Source organism: Novacetimonas pomaceti (assembly GCF_003207955.1).
Lineage (GTDB): Bacteria > Pseudomonadota > Alphaproteobacteria > Acetobacterales > Acetobacteraceae > Novacetimonas > Novacetimonas pomaceti.
Window position 1 is genome coordinate 1 of sequence record NZ_NOXG01000028.1, and the last position, 20,116, is coordinate 20,116.

15 protein-coding genes and 4 pseudogenes are annotated in these 20,116 nt (G+C 59.4%); 11 read left to right on the forward strand and 8 right to left on the reverse strand.

Features of this window, described 5'->3' with window-relative positions; all coding sequences use genetic code 11:
- The first annotated feature begins 186 nt into the window (after positions 1 to 186).
- From CFR71_RS13430 to CFR71_RS13455, 6 genes and pseudogenes are all read left to right on the forward strand, one after another.
- A complete protein-coding gene (locus tag CFR71_RS13430; RefSeq protein ID WP_110531852.1) occupies positions 187 to 465 on the forward strand; it encodes a hypothetical protein in 279 nt (92 codons plus the stop codon).
- Between the two features lie 40 nt (positions 466 to 505).
- Positions 506 to 1,336: a hypothetical protein gene (locus tag CFR71_RS13435; protein ID WP_110531854.1), complete on the forward strand. Its 831-nt coding sequence runs from the start codon at positions 506 to 508 to the stop codon at positions 1,334 to 1,336.
- Positions 1,337 to 1,350: 14 nt separating this feature from the next.
- Positions 1,351 to 3,219 carry a glycosyltransferase family 2 protein gene (locus tag CFR71_RS13440; protein WP_110531856.1) on the forward strand — a complete coding sequence of 623 codons (1,869 nt, stop codon included), beginning with the start codon at positions 1,351 to 1,353 and terminating at the stop codon, positions 3,217 to 3,219.
- Complete coding sequence (locus CFR71_RS13445) at positions 3,216 to 4,676, forward strand: hypothetical protein (RefSeq protein ID WP_110531858.1); 1,461 nt, start codon at positions 3,216 to 3,218, stop codon at positions 4,674 to 4,676. Before CFR71_RS13440 ends, CFR71_RS13445 begins: the two co-directional genes overlap by 4 nt.
- The gene (locus CFR71_RS13450) at positions 4,673 to 5,653 is read left to right on the forward strand and encodes a glycoside hydrolase family 113 (protein ID WP_239020422.1); all 981 of its coding nucleotides are present in this window, start codon (positions 4,673 to 4,675) and stop codon (positions 5,651 to 5,653) included. The genes CFR71_RS13445 and CFR71_RS13450 overlap by 4 nt, the downstream gene beginning before the upstream one ends.
- 109 nt (positions 5,654 to 5,762) lie before the next feature.
- Positions 5,763 to 6,380: pseudogene (locus CFR71_RS13455) on the forward strand (IS110 family RNA-guided transposase); the annotation flags it as partial.
- Positions 6,381 to 6,382: 2 nt separating this feature from the next.
- Here CFR71_RS13455 and CFR71_RS13460 read toward each other — a convergent pair.
- Positions 6,383 to 7,039: pseudogene (locus CFR71_RS13460) on the reverse strand (IS5-like element IS1031A family transposase); the annotation flags it as partial.
- Between the two features lie 74 nt (positions 7,040 to 7,113).
- A pseudogene (locus CFR71_RS13465) lies at positions 7,114 to 7,293 on the reverse strand (IS5/IS1182 family transposase); the annotation flags it as partial.
- A 107-nt stretch (positions 7,294 to 7,400) separates the two neighbouring features.
- Between CFR71_RS13465 and CFR71_RS13470 the strand changes: the two are divergent.
- Positions 7,401 to 8,501 carry an IS630 family transposase gene (locus CFR71_RS13470; RefSeq protein WP_019092710.1) on the forward strand — a complete coding sequence of 367 codons (1,101 nt, stop codon included), beginning with the start codon at positions 7,401 to 7,403 and terminating at the stop codon, positions 8,499 to 8,501.
- Between the two features lie 823 nt (positions 8,502 to 9,324).
- Positions 9,325 to 10,764 carry a DUF6880 family protein gene (locus CFR71_RS13490; RefSeq protein ID WP_110531862.1) on the forward strand — a complete coding sequence of 480 codons (1,440 nt, stop codon included), beginning with the start codon at positions 9,325 to 9,327 and terminating at the stop codon, positions 10,762 to 10,764.
- 32 nt (positions 10,765 to 10,796) lie between these two features.
- On the opposite strand, the pseudogene CFR71_RS17305 reads toward CFR71_RS13490, so the two are convergent.
- From CFR71_RS17305 to CFR71_RS13500, 3 genes and pseudogenes are all read right to left on the reverse strand, one after another.
- A pseudogene (locus tag CFR71_RS17305) lies at positions 10,797 to 10,902 on the reverse strand (IS481 family transposase); the annotation flags it as partial.
- Positions 10,903 to 10,983: 81 nt separating this feature from the next.
- Positions 10,984 to 11,118 (reverse strand): resolvase, encoded by a 135-nt coding sequence (locus CFR71_RS13495; RefSeq protein WP_025440200.1) that lies wholly within the window; start codon positions 11,116 to 11,118, stop codon positions 10,984 to 10,986.
- Complete coding sequence (locus tag CFR71_RS13500; RefSeq protein WP_081749557.1) at positions 11,119 to 11,358, reverse strand: hypothetical protein; 240 nt, start codon at positions 11,356 to 11,358, stop codon at positions 11,119 to 11,121.
- 413 nt (positions 11,359 to 11,771) lie between these two features.
- Here CFR71_RS13500 and CFR71_RS13510 point away from each other — a divergent pair, with 413 nt between their 5' ends.
- Positions 11,772 to 12,371, forward strand: coding sequence for a helix-turn-helix domain-containing protein (locus tag CFR71_RS13510; RefSeq protein ID WP_025440202.1), 600 nt, complete (start codon positions 11,772 to 11,774; stop codon positions 12,369 to 12,371).
- Complete coding sequence (locus CFR71_RS13515; RefSeq protein WP_110531863.1) at positions 12,361 to 13,605, forward strand: type II toxin-antitoxin system HipA family toxin; 1,245 nt, start codon at positions 12,361 to 12,363, stop codon at positions 13,603 to 13,605. Before CFR71_RS13510 ends, CFR71_RS13515 begins: the two co-directional genes overlap by 11 nt.
- A gap of 153 nt (positions 13,606 to 13,758) precedes the next feature.
- Here the strand turns inward: CFR71_RS13515 and CFR71_RS13520 are convergent, their stop codons facing one another.
- From CFR71_RS13520 to CFR71_RS13530, 3 genes are read right to left on the reverse strand one after another with little or no spacing between them, the layout of a single operon-like run.
- On the reverse strand, positions 13,759 to 16,926 hold the full coding sequence (locus tag CFR71_RS13520; RefSeq protein ID WP_110531865.1) for an error-prone DNA polymerase: 3,168 nt from the start codon (positions 16,924 to 16,926) through the stop codon (positions 13,759 to 13,761).
- Positions 16,923 to 18,461, reverse strand: coding sequence for a Y-family DNA polymerase (locus tag CFR71_RS13525; protein ID WP_258901221.1), 1,539 nt, complete (start codon positions 18,459 to 18,461; stop codon positions 16,923 to 16,925). Before CFR71_RS13525 ends, CFR71_RS13520 begins: the two co-directional genes overlap by 4 nt.
- On the reverse strand, positions 18,361 to 19,137 hold the full coding sequence (locus CFR71_RS13530) for an ImuA family protein (protein ID WP_025440206.1): 777 nt from the start codon (positions 19,135 to 19,137) through the stop codon (positions 18,361 to 18,363). The genes CFR71_RS13525 and CFR71_RS13530 overlap by 101 nt, the downstream gene beginning before the upstream one ends.
- 264 nt (positions 19,138 to 19,401) lie before the next feature.
- Here CFR71_RS13530 and CFR71_RS13535 point away from each other — a divergent pair, with 264 nt between their 5' ends.
- The gene (locus CFR71_RS13535) at positions 19,402 to 20,067 is read left to right on the forward strand and encodes an SOS response-associated peptidase (protein WP_110531867.1); all 666 of its coding nucleotides are present in this window, start codon (positions 19,402 to 19,404) and stop codon (positions 20,065 to 20,067) included.
- The last annotated feature ends 49 nt before the right edge of the window (positions 20,068 to 20,116 follow it).

The window sequence follows — 20,116 nt, forward strand, 5'->3', positions numbered from 1 at the left end:
AGCAGAATATCGTCAATATTCCAGATCGGGCTCCTGTGGGATGACTGAATTCTACAAAATGACCCGAAATTGCCTCAAGTGTGAGAAATCCGCGTCGATGCGCCGCCGCTGCCGGATATCGAACTTGCCGCCATCCTGCGCAACGGCGCCAGTCGGGGCCTGTGGATCAAGACGGCGGCGACCGACATGTTGCCCATCCGTCCGCTGGGCTTTGATACGGTCGCGGGGGATGTCGTGTTCATGGACAGCCATGGGCAGGTCACGGCACTTGATACGCGTGTGGCCGCCGCCGCCGCCCATGAGACCACGCCGCCCATCGCCTATCCGGACAGCCAGACATGGCTTGATCGTGTCCAGAATCTCCGGCTGTGGATCATTGGCGCGGGCCTCTTTGCCCTGACGCTCATTTTCCTGGCCATCATCGACAAAATCAAGCCACGGCAGTCCGGCCAAAATGATTCGTAATTTCTCACGCCCTGCCATTGCGATAGCGGTCGCTGCCTGCATGACTGTGTTCGGGACAGGCGCTGCTTACGCCAATGCTTGGACGCAGGCCAAGGGGCATGGCATTTTCATCATTCAGGATGACCGGTGGAGCGCGAACGACGGGTTTGCCAGCAATCACAACCTGTTCCGGTTCCCAGATCATGGCCAGAGCTATACGAACCAGACGAACGTCTATGTCGAATACGGCCTGACGAACAAGCTGACGTTGCTTGGCAATTTCTGGCTGAATCAGGTCGGGTACCACAATACATATGGCAGGCAGGAAAATTTTGGCTTTGGTGACCAGGAACTTGGGGTGCGTTACAAAATGCGCCCGCTGGGTTTCCTCGGAAAGCCATGGGTCGGGTCATCGCAGATCCTGGTCGGTATCCCGACCTACAAGGTTCACGATGTCAAGGAACCGCTGGGAACGGGCGGCGCCTCTGTCGAGATCCGTCACAGCATTGGTCGCCCCTACAAGCTGTTCAACATGTGGTCGTATGTCGACATCAGCGGCGGCCTGAAATTTCGCACGGGCCGCGGGGCGCATGAACTTCGCTTTGACGTGACACACGGGACGAACATCGGTGCCGGGTTCACGATCATGGAAGAATTCAGCCATATCCAGACAATGGATAACGGGGAGATGTTCAATTACGGAAACCCGATCAGCAGTACTAATTTCGACCTGACGAAAATGCGTTTCTCACTTCTGAAAAAGGTTGGTCCCGTCAGCCTGCAGGCCGGTTACGAGCGTGACCTTGCTGGTCGTAACACGGGTGCTGGTAGCGGTCCCTTTGTCGGCATATGGATTCCCTTCGGTGGCTCCTCCGGCCATTGGGCACCCTGAGAGGACCACGAAACATGGCGCTTCCCGCGGATAAACCCCTGTTTGGTCAGTTCCTGATCGAACAGGGCTATCTCACCGCAGAACAGGTCGATGAGGCCCTATCGCTCCAGAAAACTTGGAAATCCCGCCTTGGCGACATCATCCTGTCGAAACGGTGGATGAAGCCTTTTGAATTTTACAAGGCTCTTGCACGGTATTTCGATCTGGATTTCGTCAATCTGATGACGGACAACCCCAACCCAGCGCTGTTTGACGCGACAATGATCGACGAATACAACTGCCGTTCCTTTCTGCCGTGGCGGCGTAATGAGAAGGGCGGAATCACATTTGCCCTTGCCGACCCGACGGATGCCCTTACCAATGAACTGATTACCAAATATGGTGCCGATACCACCTTTGTCGGGACCGGTCGTTTTGACATCATCTGGCTTGTCCAGCGCCTTGGACAGTCAACGCTGTCCGGTGATGCGTTGCATGCTCTGTCGCGCCTGTCCCCCGAACATTCGGGGCAGAACGTCTTTACGGTAAGTCAGATCGTCTTTTTCTATCTGGTGGCAGCAGGGTTCTTTACGAGCCTGTGCCTGTGGCCCGAAGCAACCCTGATCGCGGTCAATGTTGTTGCGTCTATCATCTTCTTTTCAAGTTTCATCCTGAAGTTCCTTCTGGCCTGCGTTGCAAGCCGGCGTGACGTGGACGTCAAGGTAGAGGAAAGCGAAGTCGGCAGCCTGCGGCATAAGGAATACCCGATCTATACGATCCTTGTGCCGATGTACAAGGAGCCCGATGTACTCCCCATCCTCGTCAACGCGATCCGCAACCTCAGCTATCCGCAGTCGAAGCTCGATGTAAAACTCGTGCTTGAGGAAGATGATATCGAAACCATCGAGGCCGCGAAGAAGCTAGCACTTGAATCGACTTTCGAAATCATTGCCGTCCCGCCCTCGCAGCCACGCACCAAGCCCAAGGCGTGCAATTATGCGATCCGTTTCGCCAAGGGCGAATTCCTGACAATCTACGATGCCGAGGACAAGCCCGAAGCGACGCAGCTTGAAAAGGTTTTGGTCGCTTTCCATAAACTTCCAAAAACCACGGTCTGCATCCAGGCGCGCCTGAATTACTACAACGCCACTGAAAACTGGCTGACCCGGATGTTCACGCTCGAATATACGTCCTGGTTCGACTTTTATCTTCCGGCGCTTGAGTTCCTGCATATCCCGATCCCGCTTGGTGGGACCTCCAATCATTTCCGTATGGACGCGCTGCGCTCCCTGCGGGCGTGGGATCCCTATAACGTCACCGAAGATGCCGATCTCGGGGTGCGTATCACGCAGCGTGGATGGAAGGTCGCTGTCGTCAATTCCACGACCTACGAAGAAGCGAACGTCAGCATTCCCAACTGGATCCGCCAGCGTTCACGCTGGCTGAAGGGATATATGCAGACCTACCTTGTGCATATGCGTCATCCCATCCAGTTCTATCGCAAGACGGGGGCCATGGGCTTCTGGGGGTTCCAGTTCTTCATTGGCGGCACGTTCATGACGGCGCTGCTCGGTCCGGTATTCTGCGTACCGTTCGTGCTGTTCACGATCTTCAACCTGAAGCTGGGGATCGACATCTTTCCCAAGGCCGTCGTGGCGATGAATGTCATCAACCTGCTGCTGGGCAATGGTTTTCTGATCTATACTTACGTCCTGTGTTCGTTCAAGCGGCAGTACCAGCACCTGGCGTTCTATGCCCTGACGGTACCGCTGTACTGGGTGCTTCAGTCCATCGCCGCCTACAAGGGGCTCATCCAGCTGATCACCAAGCCTTTCTACTGGGAAAAAACCCAGCACGGTCTCAGCAAGCATACGGCTGCCGAACTCAAGGACATCACCACATGAAGGCGGCGCGGCTTGTCTTGTTCCTCTGGTCGGTCGCGCTTTTTGGCGCGGTGGCTTTCATGCTCCTGCATGATGGGTATCTCAGCGATCTGGTGTTGCGTGAAGTTTCCGACCATATCGTGCGTTCCGGCGGCGATGCCCATGCCGACCTGATTCTGGGGAGCATTCCCTACGACCTGCCCATGATCATCTATGATGTCGTGGCGTGGGCTTTCGGCCCCCTGCACGAGATCATTCCGGTCCTGATGGCCATCGTGTCAACGGCGGGCCTCATATGGCTGGCCTGCACGCCGACGGACGGTTCATCGACACGTCAGCCCCCGCTGCTCTGGACGGCTCTGTTCGCTGCTGCAATCGCACTGAATCCGATTGTATTATGGGTTGCGACCGCATCAGGCGGTCATGCGCTTGGCGTGCTGATCTTTGCGTGGCTGTGCAGCAACCTGACGCAGGTTGCGGAACGGCAGGATCCCGGTTCGTACCTCAAATCCGGTCTCGCGGCCACGCTCTTCATCATGACGGATCCCACGGCGATCATCATGTGCATCGCCATGATCCCATGGATCCTCCTGACCAAGCCGCGCCTGCAGACCGTGCAGCAGCCCGTGGCCTATTATCTGGTGACATTTACCCCGATCGCCATGACGGCGCTGTCCGTATGTTATCTCAACTGGGCCGAGCTCAGCAGGTTTTCGCCTTTCGTGACCCCGTTGGATGCCGGACATGGCCAGGATTTCCCCTGGGATCATGTCCTCAGCGCCACGGGGCTGGCCGATCGCCTTGATATCGTGCCGATCTTCATGATCGCGGGCGTCGCATTTTTCCCTGTCCTTGTCCTGACGCGTCCTTTTGGCACTGTCGCGGAAAAGCGTGCGTTCGCCGTCGCCCTGCTGACGATCTTCACGGCCCCCGTCATCGCCGCACTCGATGGCGTGCCGTATCATGTACTTGATTACCTGCCTTATCTTGCCGGGCCACTTGTCATGGTCGCCCGGCAGACCGCGCCTTCCCATCGGATGACAACCCTTGGGGTTCAGGTTGCATCCGTTGCATTTGGCTGGATACTTCTCTCCATTCCCGGCGCGGCGCTGCCCAATGGCTGGATGCAGGCCGTGACGGGGACGAAAATCACAGGGCATGCGGATGAGGAAGCCATTGCAAGATGGATTACACAGCATCCCGATGCGATTACTGTTGACCCGACCACCGATTACCGCATCATCGCGCTTACCGGTCGTGATGATAACCTGGTCATGCCAGATGGCATTGCAGATCATGCGACGGACATCCGCTTCGTATCGCATGAAGTGCTGACGATGCGCCCGGATACCGATCAGGGCGAGATTGATCGTCTCAATGCCCTCAAACCGACGATATGGGCTTTGGGCATGCCAGGATACAAGCTGGCTTACGCGCGTGGCCCCTACAGGATATGGACGCAGGCGACCCATCCATGAAAATTTTCCGCATTGTTCTTATCGCATCGGTGCTGGCATTGAGCGTGCTCTTCTTCTTTCGCACGCCATCGTACTGGACCGGCGTCAATATCAAGATGTCGGCCAATGCGCCGTGGGGGTCACCGGCAGCCCAGGCTTCGATGAAACAGCTTGCCCAGACGGGGGCCCGCATGGGGATGCTGGTTGCCTTTGCCTGGCAGGACAAGCCGGAGTCTGTCACGCCCGTGCTGGGTAATGACAGCCAGCCGGACACGATCAGGCAGGGCCTGCGTGACATCCGTGCGGCCGGCCTTACGCCCATGCTGAAAATCCATCTGTGGATTCCGTGGCACTGGGCCGGAGAGGTCGCACCGGCACAGATGGATGAATGGTTCGCCAATTATCAGAAGGCGATCATGCCGCTGATCGATATCGCCCGCGAAGAAAACGTGCCTGCTGTTTTTGCGGGGACCGAACTGCGTGGCGTGGAAACGGCATCGCAGTGGCCCGCTCTGGTCAGTGCCATCCGCGCCCATTATGCCGGTCAGGTCATATATGACACGGACAGCCTGGAGCAGGCCGAGAAATTCCAGCACTGGGATCTTTTCGACGCGGTTGCCACCAGCCTGTATACCGCTTTGCCGGACACGCAGAAGGATCGTATCGGCGTGATGACCGATAATGCACGTCGTTTGCAGAACCTTGGGGAAAAATGGAAGCGCCCGGTCTGGGTTGCTGAACTTGGCCTCCGGTCAGGTCAGGGGATCCTGCAACGGCCGTGGATGAGCCCGGAACAAGTCAAGGTTCCCGTCGATCTTGCCATCCAGAAAACGGTCCTGACCGAATGGCGTGATACACTGACAACACATGGCGTCACTGGCATTTCAATCTGGTGCTGGTATACCGACCCGCATGATGGTGGCACTGACAGTTCCGACTTCACCGTGCAGAATAAGCCAGCGAGCAGTGTCCTGTCACGACCGGCATTTCGCTTCTGAATGATGGGATGAAAAATTACTTCAGATCAGTTTGGGAGCGTACAGCGACCTGGAGGGATCGAAGAACTGAGGTGGTGCCGGGAATCTGGACAGGGTGTTAAGCTCATCCCGACCTGAGGAACGGGCGGGAATCGAGAAACTTCCGCCGACGGTGATTGGCATTGAAGCTTGTGGGGCTTCCCATCACTGGGCCAGAACCCTTGGCGCGCTCGGCCACGAAGTGAGGCTGATGGCGCCACAGCTTGTCAAACCTTACGTCAGGCGCAGCAAGAATGATGCGGCAGATGCCGAGGCCCTCTGTGAGGCGATGAGCCGTCCGACCATGCGTTTTGTGCCCGTCAAGACGGTTGAGCAGCAGGCGACCCTCATGCTTGTCGGCATGCGGGAGCGGCTCATTGGCAGACGTACCCAGTTGGCCAATCCCATTCGGGGATACGCCGCAGAATTCGGGTTGACCGCCCCTGCGGGGCTCTCCCGTGTTGAACCATTGCTCCAGCAGATTGCGTCTGAAGAAACCCTACCACCTCTCGCACGTGATCTGTTTGCGCAGATGGCGGAAGAGTATGAAGCTCTGATGGAGCACATCAGGGAGCTCGATGAAAAACTGGCCACATGGCATCGAAGTCAGGAGGTAAGCCGCAGGCTGTCCGGAATTCCAGGCATCGGTCCTCTGGGAGCGGCTCTTCTGCTCATGAAGGCCCCGGATCCGCATCTGTTCCGCTCAGGCACCGTATCGGACCGCCTGATGATTTCGACCGTCCATTTTCCCATGGAGGCGAGCGCGGATCGCAATTTCTCGCCGGCATAGCCGCCATCAGCGAAAATGTGGCGCAGCCAGGGAAAGCGCCTGCGTATTGCCGCCAGGACATCAACGGCCCCATCACGATCCTGGATATCGGCGGCATGAACGAGGAGAAAGATCAGGAAGCCGCAGGTATCAGTCACGATATGCCGCTTGCGGCCCTTGACCTTCTTGCCCGCGTCTTAGCCCGAAAGCCCGCCGCTTTCCGTAGTTTTCACCGACTGACTGTCAATCACGCCCGCGCTCGGGGAGGCTTCACGCCCCTCGATCTCGCGCAGGGTCATGACCAGCACCGTATTCATGACCTCGAACAGCCCGGTATCACGCCAGGCGTAAAAATAGCGCCTGACGGTCGAGATCGGCGGAAAGCATTTCGGCAGCAGGCGCCACGCGCACCCGGCCGAGGCTATGTAGAGCATCGCATTGACCACCTCGCGCATATCCGTCGTGCGAGGGCGACCGCCCCGTTTCGCCGGGGGCACAAATGGCATGATCAAAGCCCATTCCCCGTCCATCATATCCGATGGATATCGCAGTCCTTCCCGGCTATGTTCACGTCGGGCAATACCAGTCCATGTCACCATTCACTCCATCTCTTCGTAAAGACGGATGAATCACAACAGGCTGGTATTGTTCAAAAACTTTCGGATCGGGCTCTCAGACGCGGATGGTAATGTGCCTTGCCACCCGTGCGTACTGGCACGGAAAACACATTCATCGGAACCCGCTCAACGGCGGCAACAACGAAATGCGCCATATTGTCAGCCGGAAGCCACGACTTCAGATCAGGCGGCAGAAGATACGGCTGAGACCGGTCAAACGGGATGAAGCTGCTCATCTCACCACCTTACAGCCTCACCCTTTCACAGGGTACCCCAACCCGACAGGCTGCTAGTGTCCTGATCGAGAAGTTTATATGATTATCCTGATGGCAGGGGTAATCGAATGGGACGTGTAGCGGTTGCGATTGAACTGACGGCATTGGAGCGTCAGGAACTGGAATCTCTGGCAAGGGCGCGCAAGACGGGTCAGGCGCTTGCGCGGCGAGCCCGTATTGTCCTTGCCGCAGCCGATGGGCATGAGAACAAGGCGATCCGTGACCTGACGGGCGCGGACATCAACACGGTTGGCAAGTGGCGCCGGCGTTTTGCGACGGACCGTCTGGACGGGCTTTACGATGAACCCCGGCCGGGGACACCACGCTCGATCGGCGACGGGGAAATCGCGGAGACGATCCGCCGGACACTGGAAGAAACCCCGCGCGGTGCTACGCATTGGTCGCTGCGCTCGATGGCACAGGCCGTGGGATATGCACCGTCAACGATCCATCGCATCTGGAAAGCGTTCGGGTTACAGCCGCATCGAACAGAGACCTTCAAACTGTCGAACGACCCTCTCTTCGTGGAGAAGGTCCGCGACATCGTTGGTCTGTATATGGCACCGCCGGAGCGTGCGCTGGTACTGTGCGTGGATGAGAAGAGCCAGATCCAGGCGCTGGATCGCAGCCAGCCCATGCTCCCGATGCGGCCCGGCCAGGTCGAGCGGCGGACACATGACTATACCCGCCACGGTACGACCTCACTGTTCGCAGCTCTCGACATTGCCACCGGCACCATCATTGGAAAGTGTTATCCGAAGCACCGATCTACGGAATTCCGCAAATTCCTTGACCAGATCGAAACCAATGTGCCGACTGACCTCGATATCCATCTGGTGATGGATAACTATGCCACCCACAAGACGAAGCTGATCCGTGACTGGTTGGCCAGGCGCCCGCGCTGGCACGTTCATTTTACGCCGACCGGGGCCTCATGGATCAATCAGGTGGAGCGGTTTTTCGCTCTCGTCACTGAAAAGCAGATCAGGCGCGGCATTCACCGTTCGACCGAAGCCCTGGAGGCCGACATCAGGGCTTTCATCGCCGTCCATAACGAACAGCCCAAGCCCTTCAAATGGACCAGATCCGCCGACGACATCCTGCAGGCCGTCAAGCGATTCTGCCTCCGTACTACCAAAATCAGCGAAACTTCAGAATCAGGACACTAGCAGGCGGCCGAAGCGCGCGACACAAGCCAGACGGGTCGTAAGGTACCCGTCATCAATGACGTACCAGGTTCCCGGTGCATCGGGCCCGATCGACCACAACGACGATGCGTAGCACGCCAGAATCGCGGTCCAGCACGAGATGGATGCCATCGGGACCGTCATAGCGATGGACTTTCCTGTTATACTTTTACAGTCCATGACAGCGCGCGGAGCGCGCCGGACTATGACCGAGGCACCCACTGTTGGTGCCTTCCGCTCGCGCCGTGGACGCGGCGCGTTGTCCTGGCAGCGTTGTGATCCCCGAACCAATAACGTCCTCTTTCCAGCCATACTCTCCGCGAGCTGGCCCCGCCGGCGAGCGCCGTACGCGCCGGGCAGCGGCGAATAAATCAATCCGGTTCCAACCGTAGAAGCTGACAGCAAAGCCGCCCCATTTCAGGACATGGTGCATCTGGTTGAAGGCCGGCCGGAGCCAGCGCGCATAAGCTGCACGCTGTCGCCGTTGAGGATGGCGTTGCGGAAATCGGTCACCGTGGTGATGTTGCCGGTCATGATCTTTGCCCTTTGTTCCGCGAGGAACAGCCCCCGCTGTTCCTCTGCCTCGCGGCGAGCAGCGGGGCAGCAACGGCAAGGATGACCGATGAGGCGGGGTATCGCCCGGTCTGCACGGAGCGCAGGAAGATCGGGGACACCCCATCGGACGGCGTCAGCGCGCTGACGCGAACCCTTACCGGCGCGAGGGCGGAGCCATTAGCTTTTTTCCTCTTTTTCCTGACAACGGCTTTTGATTGCGTCCCCTGTGTCGCTGTCATAATCTGCATTCATGGTCCGCACTCCTTCTACAAAACCTGCCACCCGCAAATCCGCCGCATCCGCGAAAGTTGGCACGACCGTCACGAAAGATAATCTGAAAGCCCTTGGTGCGGATCGGCTTGCAGACCTTCTGGTCGAACTGTCGGAACAGGATGCCGTGCTCACCCGGAAGCTGCGCATGGCGCTGACAGCCACTCATGCGAAAGACAAACTCGGCAAGGAGATCGAAAAGAGGCTGCGAACGATCCAGCGTTCCCGTGGATTCCTGCCCTGGGACCGGATCAAACCCCTTACGACCGAACTCGATGCCTTACGGCAATCCATTCTCAACGATGTTGCAACGACGGATGTCGGGCAGGCCATTTCCGCCATGCGTCTTCTCGTGGAACTTGCTCCTTCCGTCTATGAGCGCTCTGATGACAGTTCCGGTTACCTGTCAGATGTGTTTCGCGAAGCGGCCTCCGATCTTGGCTCCCTCTGGGGACGACAGGCTGGTCGGGATCCGGCTGTCACTGTCAGGGATATGCTCACACTTCTCGATAACGACGGGTATGGCACCTGTGACCACCTGCTTGTCTCGTGCGGTGAAGCACTGGGGAAGCCGGGCGCGGCCATACTCAGAAGCACGCTGCTTGCACGACTGCACGACCTTCCCGCCTCAAATGAGAAGGGAGACTATCGTACCGACTTTGCGCGCATGCAGACCCTCGGTCATCTGAAGGATCTGGCCGATGCAATAGGTGACGTCGATGCCTATATCGAAGCAGTCAACTTGAGTGAACGTCAGTCCTCCTCTATCGGCGATGTTGCACGTCGCCTGCTGGACAAGGAGCGCGCCCGTGAGGCGCTCGAATGGCTCGACCGGGAGACTGAGGAGACGCCCCGGTTCCGCTGGGAAAATGACGATCTTCGGATCGAAGCGTGCGAAGCCGTGGGCGACCGCGACACAGCCCAGTCCCTGCGATGGAAAATCTTTCAGGAACGCCTTAGCCTGCCGCACTGGCAAGCATACCAACGCCATCTCAGCGATTACGACGCGATTGATGCTGAAGAACAGGCACTCAATCACATCCGTAATTTCCCGGTCAGGGGCGTAGCCCTTTCCACTCTTCTTAAATGGCCAGCGCTCAACGCTGCTGCCCGTCTCGTGCGGGAGCATACGGCAGAACTGGACGGGCGTGATTACGGAACACTACGTCCGGCTGCGGATCGTCTGTCTGAATCGTATCCCAATGAGGCGACCCTTCTTTACCGCCTGCTGGTCGAGGCCGTGCTGAATAAGGCGCTTTCCCGCTATTATTCCTATGCGGCGAAGGATCTCGCCTCCTGTCGGCTGCTTGCACAACTGCTGACAGCGACAAACGGCATGGAAACCCATGAAGCCTTTATGACCCGCTTGAAAGCGCAGCATAAGCGCAAGCTGGGTTTCTGGTCGCTGATCGGTGAATAATTAAAGACAGCGATAGGGGCAGCTGAATGTCTGTCAGGTTGTGAAACGTCATCGGCGTAATCAAGGATTTCGTCGACCTGCTTCATGATGTTCACGATCAGCCGGTTTGATGTGATCAGCATTACGGAACGCATGATGGTTTCCTTCACTGACATTCAACTCCTCAGCATCCTCTCAGGACCACAGGGAGCCGTCCACGCCATCAGTTCTCAGTGAAAATCAACACCGATAGGTCTGCACGATGGGCCAGCCCTCACGGACGGCCATTTCATCGCGCAGGCGCAACTGGTCCTCGATGGAGGCCGCACTCTGGTTGTCGGACGAATGGTGGGCATAAAGAGCTACGCGGGTCATTCACTCTCCCCTTTCCGGCCTGTCCTTCCCGTCCGGGCGATGGCCGGGAAGAGGACAATTGTCGTTGGCCGCCCGCCCCAATTTCCGACGGGCGAACTCTTCGCGGGCGATCTGGCGGCCTATTGCGCTCGCCAGGGCAAACATCAGTTCATCGCACCGCGCTTTCGCGGCAGGATCGACCGGCCCGTTATCGTTGGCCGGGACGATACCGCCGAGTTTGCGTTTCGTATCTTTTACCATGCCGCCACTCCCCATTTCCGCAAAAAAACAGGGTACGAGGCATCGAAAAACTCACGGTCGGAACATCACAAATCCCGTGTTCGGGCGTTTGCGTATGTCATAGCGGTAATCGGCGGGACTGGCGTAAGTCTCAAACGCCCCCGCTTCGCGTTCAATTCGGAGAAATTGCGGATCTTCACCGCATGATCGGGGAATCGAGCGACGATTTCCAGTTCGCCCCCAAATGCCGGCATGACATCAATCGGGTATAGCTTATCAAGCCCACAAAACTGTCCGAACGGACGGGGCCACCTCAAAATATACATAAAATTATTATTTGATATCGGAATATATATCAATCTTGAAAGATACCCAAAGTTTTGATATATAAAACTGCATCATATATGTGAATTGATGCAGAAAAGAACATTGCTATGAGCTACGACATAACAGGCATAGCAGAGCGATTGCAAGCGGCGCGCAAAACCAAGGGGTTAAGCCAACGCGAGTTGAGCGCGTTGGCTGGGGTGCCTCAAGCGCAGATTTCCCGGATCGAAGCAGGAGCTGTCGACCTACGCCTCTCAAGCTTGGCCGCGCTCGCTCATGCCCTTGATCTGGAGCTTGCTCTTGTTCCACGCAAGGCTGTGGCCGTCGTGCGTTCCCTAAGCCGCGATGCGATCAGCTCCAACCGCAAAGACGTCGTTGCAATCCAAAAGGAGATGCAGCGAATCAGTGAGACAATGCGCGGCATCCAAATGAGCATGCCAGACCTCGAAGGACTTCAGCGACTTCAGAAGTCTATCTCCGACTTGCACCGGTTCCGAGTATCGATGCTCGACCTCGAGGAAATGAAAAAACTGCGTCACATAATTGAGCAGATCGGTCGTCCAGGAAAAGAGATGGTCTCACTCAATGAAAGCCTCACAATAATGCGCACGATCCGCAACAAGGCTTCACATGATCCGCTACCCGATAGCGGAGATACCCTATCACGTCCGGCCTATTCTCTTGATGAGGAGGACGATGATGCCTGATGTTTCCTTCCTGACCGTCAAACTCCATGGCAAACCGATCGGGACACTCACGCATCTTGGCGATGAACGATCAATCTTTACGTTCAATGACGCCTATATTGGTAACGCAGATAGAGAAACGCTCGGTTTGTCCTTCAAAGACCAGTATGGAGAGTTGCGGAACGACTTCAGGCCGATCAAAGTGAAGCTCATGCCGTTCTTCTCGAACCTGCTTCCTGAAGGTCGTCTCCGCAGCTATCTGGCAGAAAAGGCGGGCGTCAATGAGACGCGTGAGTTCTTCCTGATCCAAGCCCTCGGCCGCGACCTGCCCGGGGCTGTGACGGTCGAGGTCGCTGAAGATGAAGCACGGCCTTTGTTTGATGATCTCGATGATCAAGTCGAGGTTAAGGGCTCAAACACCCATGAAAACGCGCTCCGGTTTTCGCTTGCTGGGGTTCAGTTGAAATTTTCAGCCGTCATCGACGCTGCCGGTGGCCTGACCATTCCAGCAAGTGGGATCGGGGGCGGTTGGATCGTCAAGCTTCCCTCAAGAGAGTATCATGGCGTCCCTGAAAACGAATTCTCGATGATGACGCTTGCTCGCATGGTTGGCATCAATGTCCCACCTATCGGCTTGGTAGATATTAGCGGTATCAAAAACTTGCCGGACGGCATCGACCAGCTTGGAGACAAGGCTTTTATCATCGAGCGCTTTGATCGTCGCGAAGATGGCACATCCATCCATATCGAGGACTTTGCTCAGGTCTATGGGGTCTATTCCGAAGATAAGTACAAAAAGGCAAGCAACCGCAGCATCGCGTCGGTGATCGCGGCTGAGTCCGATCATAACGATGTTGCCGAGTTCATCCGTCGCCTGACTTTCAATACCCTCATCGGCAACGGGGATATGCATCTGAAAAATTGGTCACTCATCTACCCCGACCAGCGGACCGCCAAGCTCTCTCCTGCCTATGACTTCGTATCGACGATTCCCTACATTCCGGGCGATCAGTCGGCCTTGAATTTCAGTCGTACGCGACGGTTTGATCAATTCACGAAAGAGGAACTTCTTCACCTCGCCGGCAAGGCCGCGCTGCCGAGAAAGCTGGTCCTCGACACGGCACGTGAAACTGTCGGTCTCTTCATGGATCGATGGTCATCCGAGAAGGCGCATCTTCCGATGTCCCGTCATATAGTCAAGGTCATCGACAACCATCTAAAGACTCTGCCTATCATAGGCGAGGCGACCAGCTAAGAAACGAAGCAGAATGAATATTGCCGCTGGATCCGGAGATAAGACTTTCAAGCAATGATGTCCGCTTTGCGAAACACAGTCCAGCACTCCGCATGACCAATGTGTAGGCGTAAGCGAACATCGCGAAGATGAATTATCCTTCTGACACAACATTCAATGAAAATTCCGGGCCTTCACAAAGATATTTTCGACAGACCTGTCCTGATCAAGGTTGGAGAGAGGCTGCAGCGACCGATTCCCCACATCGGCCAGCAGGTGGGAGAGATCACCGATCTCGCGTGCCACCAGATGCATCACCTCCCCTTCCTTCTGCAGCCGCCCGACAACCCCCAGCATCTGGCCTGACAGGACCACCCGGCGGAAACGCTCGAACATATCAGGCCAGATGATCACGTTGATCGCGGCCGTTTCGTCTTCCAACGTCATGAACACCACACCTTCGGCCGAACCGGGCCGCTGGCGGACCAGCACCAGTCCGGCCACCGACAGGCTGCTTCTGCCCCGGGCCTCCAGGGCCTGCCGACACGTCACTATCCCGCGCTCAACGAGATCTGGGCGCAGGAACGCCACGGGATGATCCCGCAGGGTTAGGCCGGTACGGTTGTAATCTCGCGCGACCTCAGCCCCGTCCCGCATGGGCTGGAGCAGCACGTCGGGTTCTTCCGCCTCACGCATGACGGCGGCTGCGGCAAACAGCGGCAGGGGTTCGTCACGTAGTGCTTTGATCGCCCACAGCGCCTCGCGCCGGGCCAGACCCAGCCCCGGCCGGAAAGCGTCCGCCTCGGCCAGACGGGTCAGGGCCGCCCCCTTCACCCCTGCCCTGCGCCACAGATCATCGACCGAGGCAAAGGGCCGGTTACCCCGCGCTGCCACGATCCGGGCCACATCCTCGTTGGCCAGTCCTTTCACTAGGTTCATACCCAGGCGGACGGCAAACAGCCCGTCATCCCGCTCCGGGCCTTCGAGCGTGCTGTCCCAGCGCGAGGCGTTGACGCAGACCGGCCGGATCTCGACCCCATGCTCGCGGGCGTCGCGCACAAGCTGGGCCGGGGCGTAGAACCCCATCGGCTGGCTGTTCAGGAGGGCGGCCAGAAACACATCTGGATGGGCGCATTTCATCCAGGATGACGAATAGGCAAGGATGGCAAATGAGGCCGCATGGCTTTCGGGAAAGCCGTAACTGCCAAACCCCTCAAGCTGCTGGAAGATGCGCTCGGCAAAGGTCGCGGGATAACCCCGCGCCGTCATGCCTTCGATCAGTCGCGTGCGGAAACGCGAGACCGTGCCGGTATTCTTGAACGTCGCCATGGCCCGGCGCAACTGGTCGGCCTCGGACGCCGAAAACCCGGCACACACCATGGCCACCTGCATCACCTGTTCCTGGAACAGCGGAATGCCCAGCGTCTTCTTGAGCACCTTTTCGAGTTCCGGCGTCGGGTAGATCTCCTTTTCCTGCCCGGCCCGCCGGCGCAGATAGGGATGCACCATGTCCCCCTGGATGGGACCGGGCCGGACAATGGCCACCTCGATCACCAGATCATAGAACACCCGGGGCCTGAGACGTGGCAGCATGGACATCTGGGCGCGGGATTCGATCTGGAACACCCCGATCGTGTCCGCCTTCCGGATCATGGCGTAGGTCCGCGGATCCTCGGCCGGAATGGTCTGCAGCGTGTAATGCTGTCCCTTGTGTTCGGCCAGAAGGTCCAGCCCCTTCTTCATGCAGGTCAGCATACCAAGGGCCAGCACATCGACCTTCATGAATTTCAGGACGTCGATATCGTCCTTGTCCCATTCGATGATCTGGCGACCGTCCATGGCCGCCGGTTCGATCGGCACCAGTTCATCCAGCCGGTCATGGGTCAGGACAAACCCGCCGGGATGCTGCGACAGGTGGCGCGGCATGCCGATCAGGCAGCGCGCCAGATCCAGCGTCAGCCGGATCCGCCGGTCGGAGAGGTCGATCCCCGTTTCATTCAGCGCGTCATCATCCAGCTTGCGCCCCCAACCCCAGATCTGGCCGGACAGGGTGCGGATCAGGTCTTCGGGCAGACCCATGACCTTGCCGACATCGCGCAGCGCGCCCTTCGCACGATAGCGCGTAACCACGGCCGTAAGGGCTGCGTGGTTGCGGCCATAATGACCATAAATCCACTGGATGACCTGCTCCCGGCGCGCATGCTCGAAATCCACGTCGATATCGGGCGGCTCGCGGCGCTCTTCGGATACGAAGCGCTCGAAGAGCAGCGACGTCCGTGCCGGATCGATGGCGGTAATGCCCAGTACATAGCAGACAGCGGAATTGGCCGCTGATCCCCGCCCCTGGCACAGGATGCCCTGCGAGCGGGCGTAACGGACGATGCTGTGGACGGTAAGGAAATACGGTGCATAATCCATGCGCCCGATCAGGGCGAGTTCATGGTTGAGGATGTTCCTGACCTCGGGCGGAATGCCTTCGGGATAGGCCGCTGCCGCCCCTTCCCAGGTCAGGGCTTCGAGCGCCTGCTGCGGCGTCTGGCCCGGGACGGAGACCTCGTCGGGATATTGATAGGCCAGATCATCGAGCGAGAAATGGCAGCGCTCCACAATATCCGTGGTCCGGGCCACCGCCTCGGGATACCGGCTGAACAGTCGCACCATTTCTGCAGGCGGCTTGAGGTAACGGTCCGCATGGCGCTCACGGGCAAACCCGGCCTCGTCGATGGTGGTGTGGTTGCGGATGCAGGTCACCACATCGTGCAGGATACGCCGGTCGTGGGTGTGGAACAGCACGTCATTGGTCACGACCGCTGGCACCCGCGCCTGATGGGCGAGGTGCGCCAGTTCATACAGCCGCATCTGGTCATTGGGCCGACGCCGCAGGGTCAGCGCCATGGAGGCCCGGTCGCCAAAGGCATCCTGCAGCTTGCGAAGCTGCAGGGCGCAGGCATCATCCGCCGTATCCGGGATCAGGATGACAAGGAGGCCCTCACCCCATGTGACCAGATCCTCCCAGAGCAGACGGCATTTCCCCTTTCCGGCCCGGGCCTTGCCAAGGCTCAGCAGCCGACACAACCGGCCATAAGCGGCCCGATCCGTCGGATAGACCAGCACGGGCAGAAAATCGGCCAGATCGAGACGGCAGCCCACGACCAGGCGGATGCCGGTCTCTTTGGCCGCGACATGGGCCTGCACCATGCCCGCCAGGGAATTACGGTCGCAGATGCCCAGCGCTTCAATGCCAAGGGCCTTCGCCTGCTCGAACAGTTCAATTGGTGAGGATGCGCCGCGCAGGAACGAGAAATACGTCGTCACCTGCAGTTCGGCGTATGCCACGCTCATTCAAAGAGACCATGCAGGAACCAGCCCTGCGAACCGGTCTCGCCATGTTCGCCATCCCCGGTCCGGTAAACCCAGAATGTCTCGCCGCTGGTATCTTCCACCCGGAAATAGTCCCGCACGGTGGTCAGTTCGGCATCGCCCTTCCACCATTCGCCAAAGACCCGCTCGGGGCCATCAGCGCATCTGATCCGGCGGCGGATGCCACGCCAGATGAAGAAGATCGGCGGATGGTCGGGCAACACGGCCATGGTCTGGATCGGCTCGGGACGGGGCAACAGGCGCGTGGGGCGTGGCCAGTGATCCGGCCACTCCTTTCCGTCCTCGGGTGCGAGTGCGGGCACGCGGCAGACAGCCCGTTCCGGCACGTCGCTTTCCACCGGGGCAAAGCGATACAGGGCCTGTGTGCCGACGCGGTTGGCCAGGGTGTCGATCAGGTCGGAGACGTCGGCCTCTTCTTCCTCGATCAGGGCGGAGACACCCTGGCGGTGGAGGATCGGCTCGGCCAGCGACGCGGTCAGCACCATGCGCTCGATCCCGAAGCCCGGATCGATGGTCTCGATCCTGTCACAGAGCAGACGGGTCAGGCGTCTGACGTCCCGCACCGGCATGGCCGTAGCCACACGGACGGCCTCGGTTCGGCTGTCCACCCGGTGCAGCAGCAGGTCGAGGCGGCGCACGCCCTGCTCGCGTTCCTCCAACCCGGCGCACAGGGGCGGCACGAGTTTGGTGATGTAGCGGGCAATGGTCTCGGCTGCGCTGATCGGTTCGGCAAAATTCCGGCTGACCTGCACCGGCGCCTGCAGCCGGACCGGGACAATGGCTTCCGCCTGCCGCCCGAAAGCCTGGTCCAGCCTGCGGGCGACATCCGGGCCGAAGCGCAGGGTCAGCGGCGCGCGCGGCATGCCGGCCAGAGGACCGATGCGTGACACGCCCAGCCCATGGAGGCCATCAATGATATCCGCTGGCAGGCGTAGGGCTTCGATGGGTAGATCAGTGATCGCTGCCGCCGTCTCACCAGGCGGCACGAGGGTGATGCGTTCCCGGCCATAACGCGCCAGCGCATGGGCGGCGCCCCACGTATCGGCAATCGCGGCCCGGGCCGTGATCCCGGCCTCCTTCAGGCGCGAGACCATGTTCTCCAGCATGACGGCCTCACCCCCATGCAGGTGATCGGCACCGGTCGTATCCAGCACGATGCCGTCTGGCGGATCGGGAGCCACGATGGGGGCGATGCGGTGCTGGAACCACAGCGACAGCCGCTCCAGTCCAGCCCGGTCACCGTCCGGGTCGGCATCCATGATGAGCAGATCGGGATGGAGCGCCTGCGCTTTCGCGACAGGCGTGCCGGGACGCAGGCCCAGCCTGCGGGCGGCGAGATCGACCGACAGCACGACCCGTCGCCGCCCTTCCCGCCCGACGAGTGCCAGCGGGCGGTCAGGCGCGGGCGCGTCGGTGCCCAGCCGCTTCCTGATCCGGTCTGTCGGCCAGAGTGGCAGGTAGAGCGAGACGACACGGTGCCAGTCTCCCTTTGGCATCACAGGCCTCCACTTCGAAATCGGCGCATTCGCCCGCGCGGGCACGGATCAGTTCCAGCAGCCAGCGGGACCGGCCGACACCGGGAACCGGCAGCGGCACGGATGGCAGGACGGATACCCGCCACCGGGTGACCGAAGCGGTGGGCTGGCCGAAATCGGCGGCATCCGTCTGTCGCCGCCAGCGTCGTATGGCGATGCCCAGTGCGCCGGATGTCTCGGCCGCCAGCTGCAGGCGGCGCGAGGCGGTCATGGACAGGCGGCCCACCTCGGCGACGACTGCGCCCAGCCCCTGACGACGCAATGCCTCCTCGAAACAGGCCAGGACATCGACGTCCGAACTGGCCGCGACATAGATGGTCCGTCGCGCCGACAGCCCGACCTGCTGCAGTGCTGGGGCATACAGGTCCTGACGGGTGGCGATCCACAGCACCTTGCCCCGTGTCCGGGCTGCGATCCCGGCGGAAAACAGCCCGGATGCTGCTGCATTCAGGGCGTCATGGCCGCCGCCTGCCACCTCATGCAGCGCGCCCAGAGCCAGGCCGCCATCTGGCAGACGACCGTCAATCTCGGGCATGCCGAAGGGCAGCACGCCCCGCCTGCGTCGGCCCTGGCCTTCGAGGCGGCTGACCTGTGCTCTCAGCGCCTCCAGCGCGGGACGGGGTTTGGGTGCGGGCATGGGGTCGGACAGTCCATTCGGGTGTTTCTGGCACGGAATCAGTGATCGTGTTCGTTATTTGTTCTGGCATGGTGACGAATGTCAACCCATCCTGGAAAAGCGGTTGCGATCCGGGCGCGGGCACAGGCCTGCCGTCCGATCCAGGCTCGATGAAAACTGTCTGGATTGCAGGGGTTTATCAGGAACAGTCCGGCCACCCCCTTCGTGCAGGGTGGATACCATCCGGCAGGACACCCATATCCGGACTCGCGAAAGGACGGCGTGATGTGCAACCTCTATGCGATGACCGGCAGCCAGCAGGCGATCCGGGAGGCGGCCCGGGTCATGACCGACCGCACCGGCAATCTCCGGCCCCTGCCCGAGATCTGGCCCAACACCCTGGCGCCCATCGTGCGGAACGCGCAGGACGGGCGTGAACTGGTCATGGCGTGTTGGGGCATGCCCACGCCGCCGAACTACCTGAAAGGCCACAGGGTCGATCGGGGTGTGACCAATATCCGCAACCCGACCTCGACATGGTGGAAGCGCTGGGAAGGTGTGGCGCATCGCTGCCTGGTGCCGCTCACGGCCTTTTCCGAACCGGAGCGCCTGCCGGATGGGACCAGCAGGCCCGTCTGGTTTGCCCGTAGCGATGGGGAGCCGCTGGCTTTCTTTGCAGGGATCTGGTGCCGGTGGACGTCAGTACGAAAACTGGCGGATGGCGAGACGACGGATGACCTGTTCGGCTTCCTGACCACTACTGCCAATCGGGAAGTCGGCGCCATTCATCCGAAAGCCATGCCGGTCATCCTGACCCGGCAGGAAGAACTGGATCTGTGGATGAAGGGGCCTCTGGACGATGCGCTACAACTGCAGCGCCCCATGCCCGATAATGCCCTAACCCATCTTATTCACGGGGGCGGTCGAGACTGGGCGGCGGGTATCGCCTAAACTTTTGATTGGGTTTACGAATTGGGTGTCAAAGCCATCCGTTTCTCCG

Coding starts and splice junctions, on each gene's coding strand:
- CFR71_RS13450 (WP_239020422.1), top strand. CDS start 4,673: ATGAAAATTTTCCGCATTGTTCTTATCGCATCGGTGCTGGCATTGAGC.
- CFR71_RS13525 (WP_258901221.1), bottom strand. CDS start 18,461: ATGCCAAAGGGAGACTGGCACCGTGTCGTCTCGCTCTACCTGCCACTC.
- CFR71_RS13520 (WP_110531865.1), bottom strand. CDS start 16,926: ATGAGCGTGGCATACGCCGAACTGCAGGTGACGACGTATTTCTCGTTC.
- CFR71_RS13435 (WP_110531854.1), top strand. CDS start 506: ATGACTGTGTTCGGGACAGGCGCTGCTTACGCCAATGCTTGGACGCAG.
- CFR71_RS13535 (WP_110531867.1), top strand. CDS start 19,402: ATGTGCAACCTCTATGCGATGACCGGCAGCCAGCAGGCGATCCGGGAG.
- CFR71_RS13495 (WP_025440200.1), bottom strand. CDS start 11,118: ATGACCCGCGTAGCTCTTTATGCCCACCATTCGTCCGACAACCAGAGT.
- CFR71_RS13500 (WP_081749557.1), bottom strand. CDS start 11,358: ATGGTAAAAGATACGAAACGCAAACTCGGCGGTATCGTCCCGGCCAAC.
- CFR71_RS13515 (WP_110531863.1), top strand. CDS start 12,361: ATGATGCCTGATGTTTCCTTCCTGACCGTCAAACTCCATGGCAAACCG.
- CFR71_RS13470 (WP_019092710.1), top strand. CDS start 7,401: ATGGGACGTGTAGCGGTTGCGATTGAACTGACGGCATTGGAGCGTCAG.
- CFR71_RS13440 (WP_110531856.1), top strand. CDS start 1,351: ATGGCGCTTCCCGCGGATAAACCCCTGTTTGGTCAGTTCCTGATCGAA.
- CFR71_RS13490 (WP_110531862.1), top strand. CDS start 9,325: ATGGTCCGCACTCCTTCTACAAAACCTGCCACCCGCAAATCCGCCGCA.
- CFR71_RS13510 (WP_025440202.1), top strand. CDS start 11,772: ATGAGCTACGACATAACAGGCATAGCAGAGCGATTGCAAGCGGCGCGC.
- CFR71_RS13430 (WP_110531852.1), top strand. CDS start 187: ATGTTGCCCATCCGTCCGCTGGGCTTTGATACGGTCGCGGGGGATGTC.
- CFR71_RS13530 (WP_025440206.1), bottom strand. CDS start 19,137: ATGCCCGCACCCAAACCCCGTCCCGCGCTGGAGGCGCTGAGAGCACAG.
- CFR71_RS13445 (WP_110531858.1), top strand. CDS start 3,216: ATGAAGGCGGCGCGGCTTGTCTTGTTCCTCTGGTCGGTCGCGCTTTTT.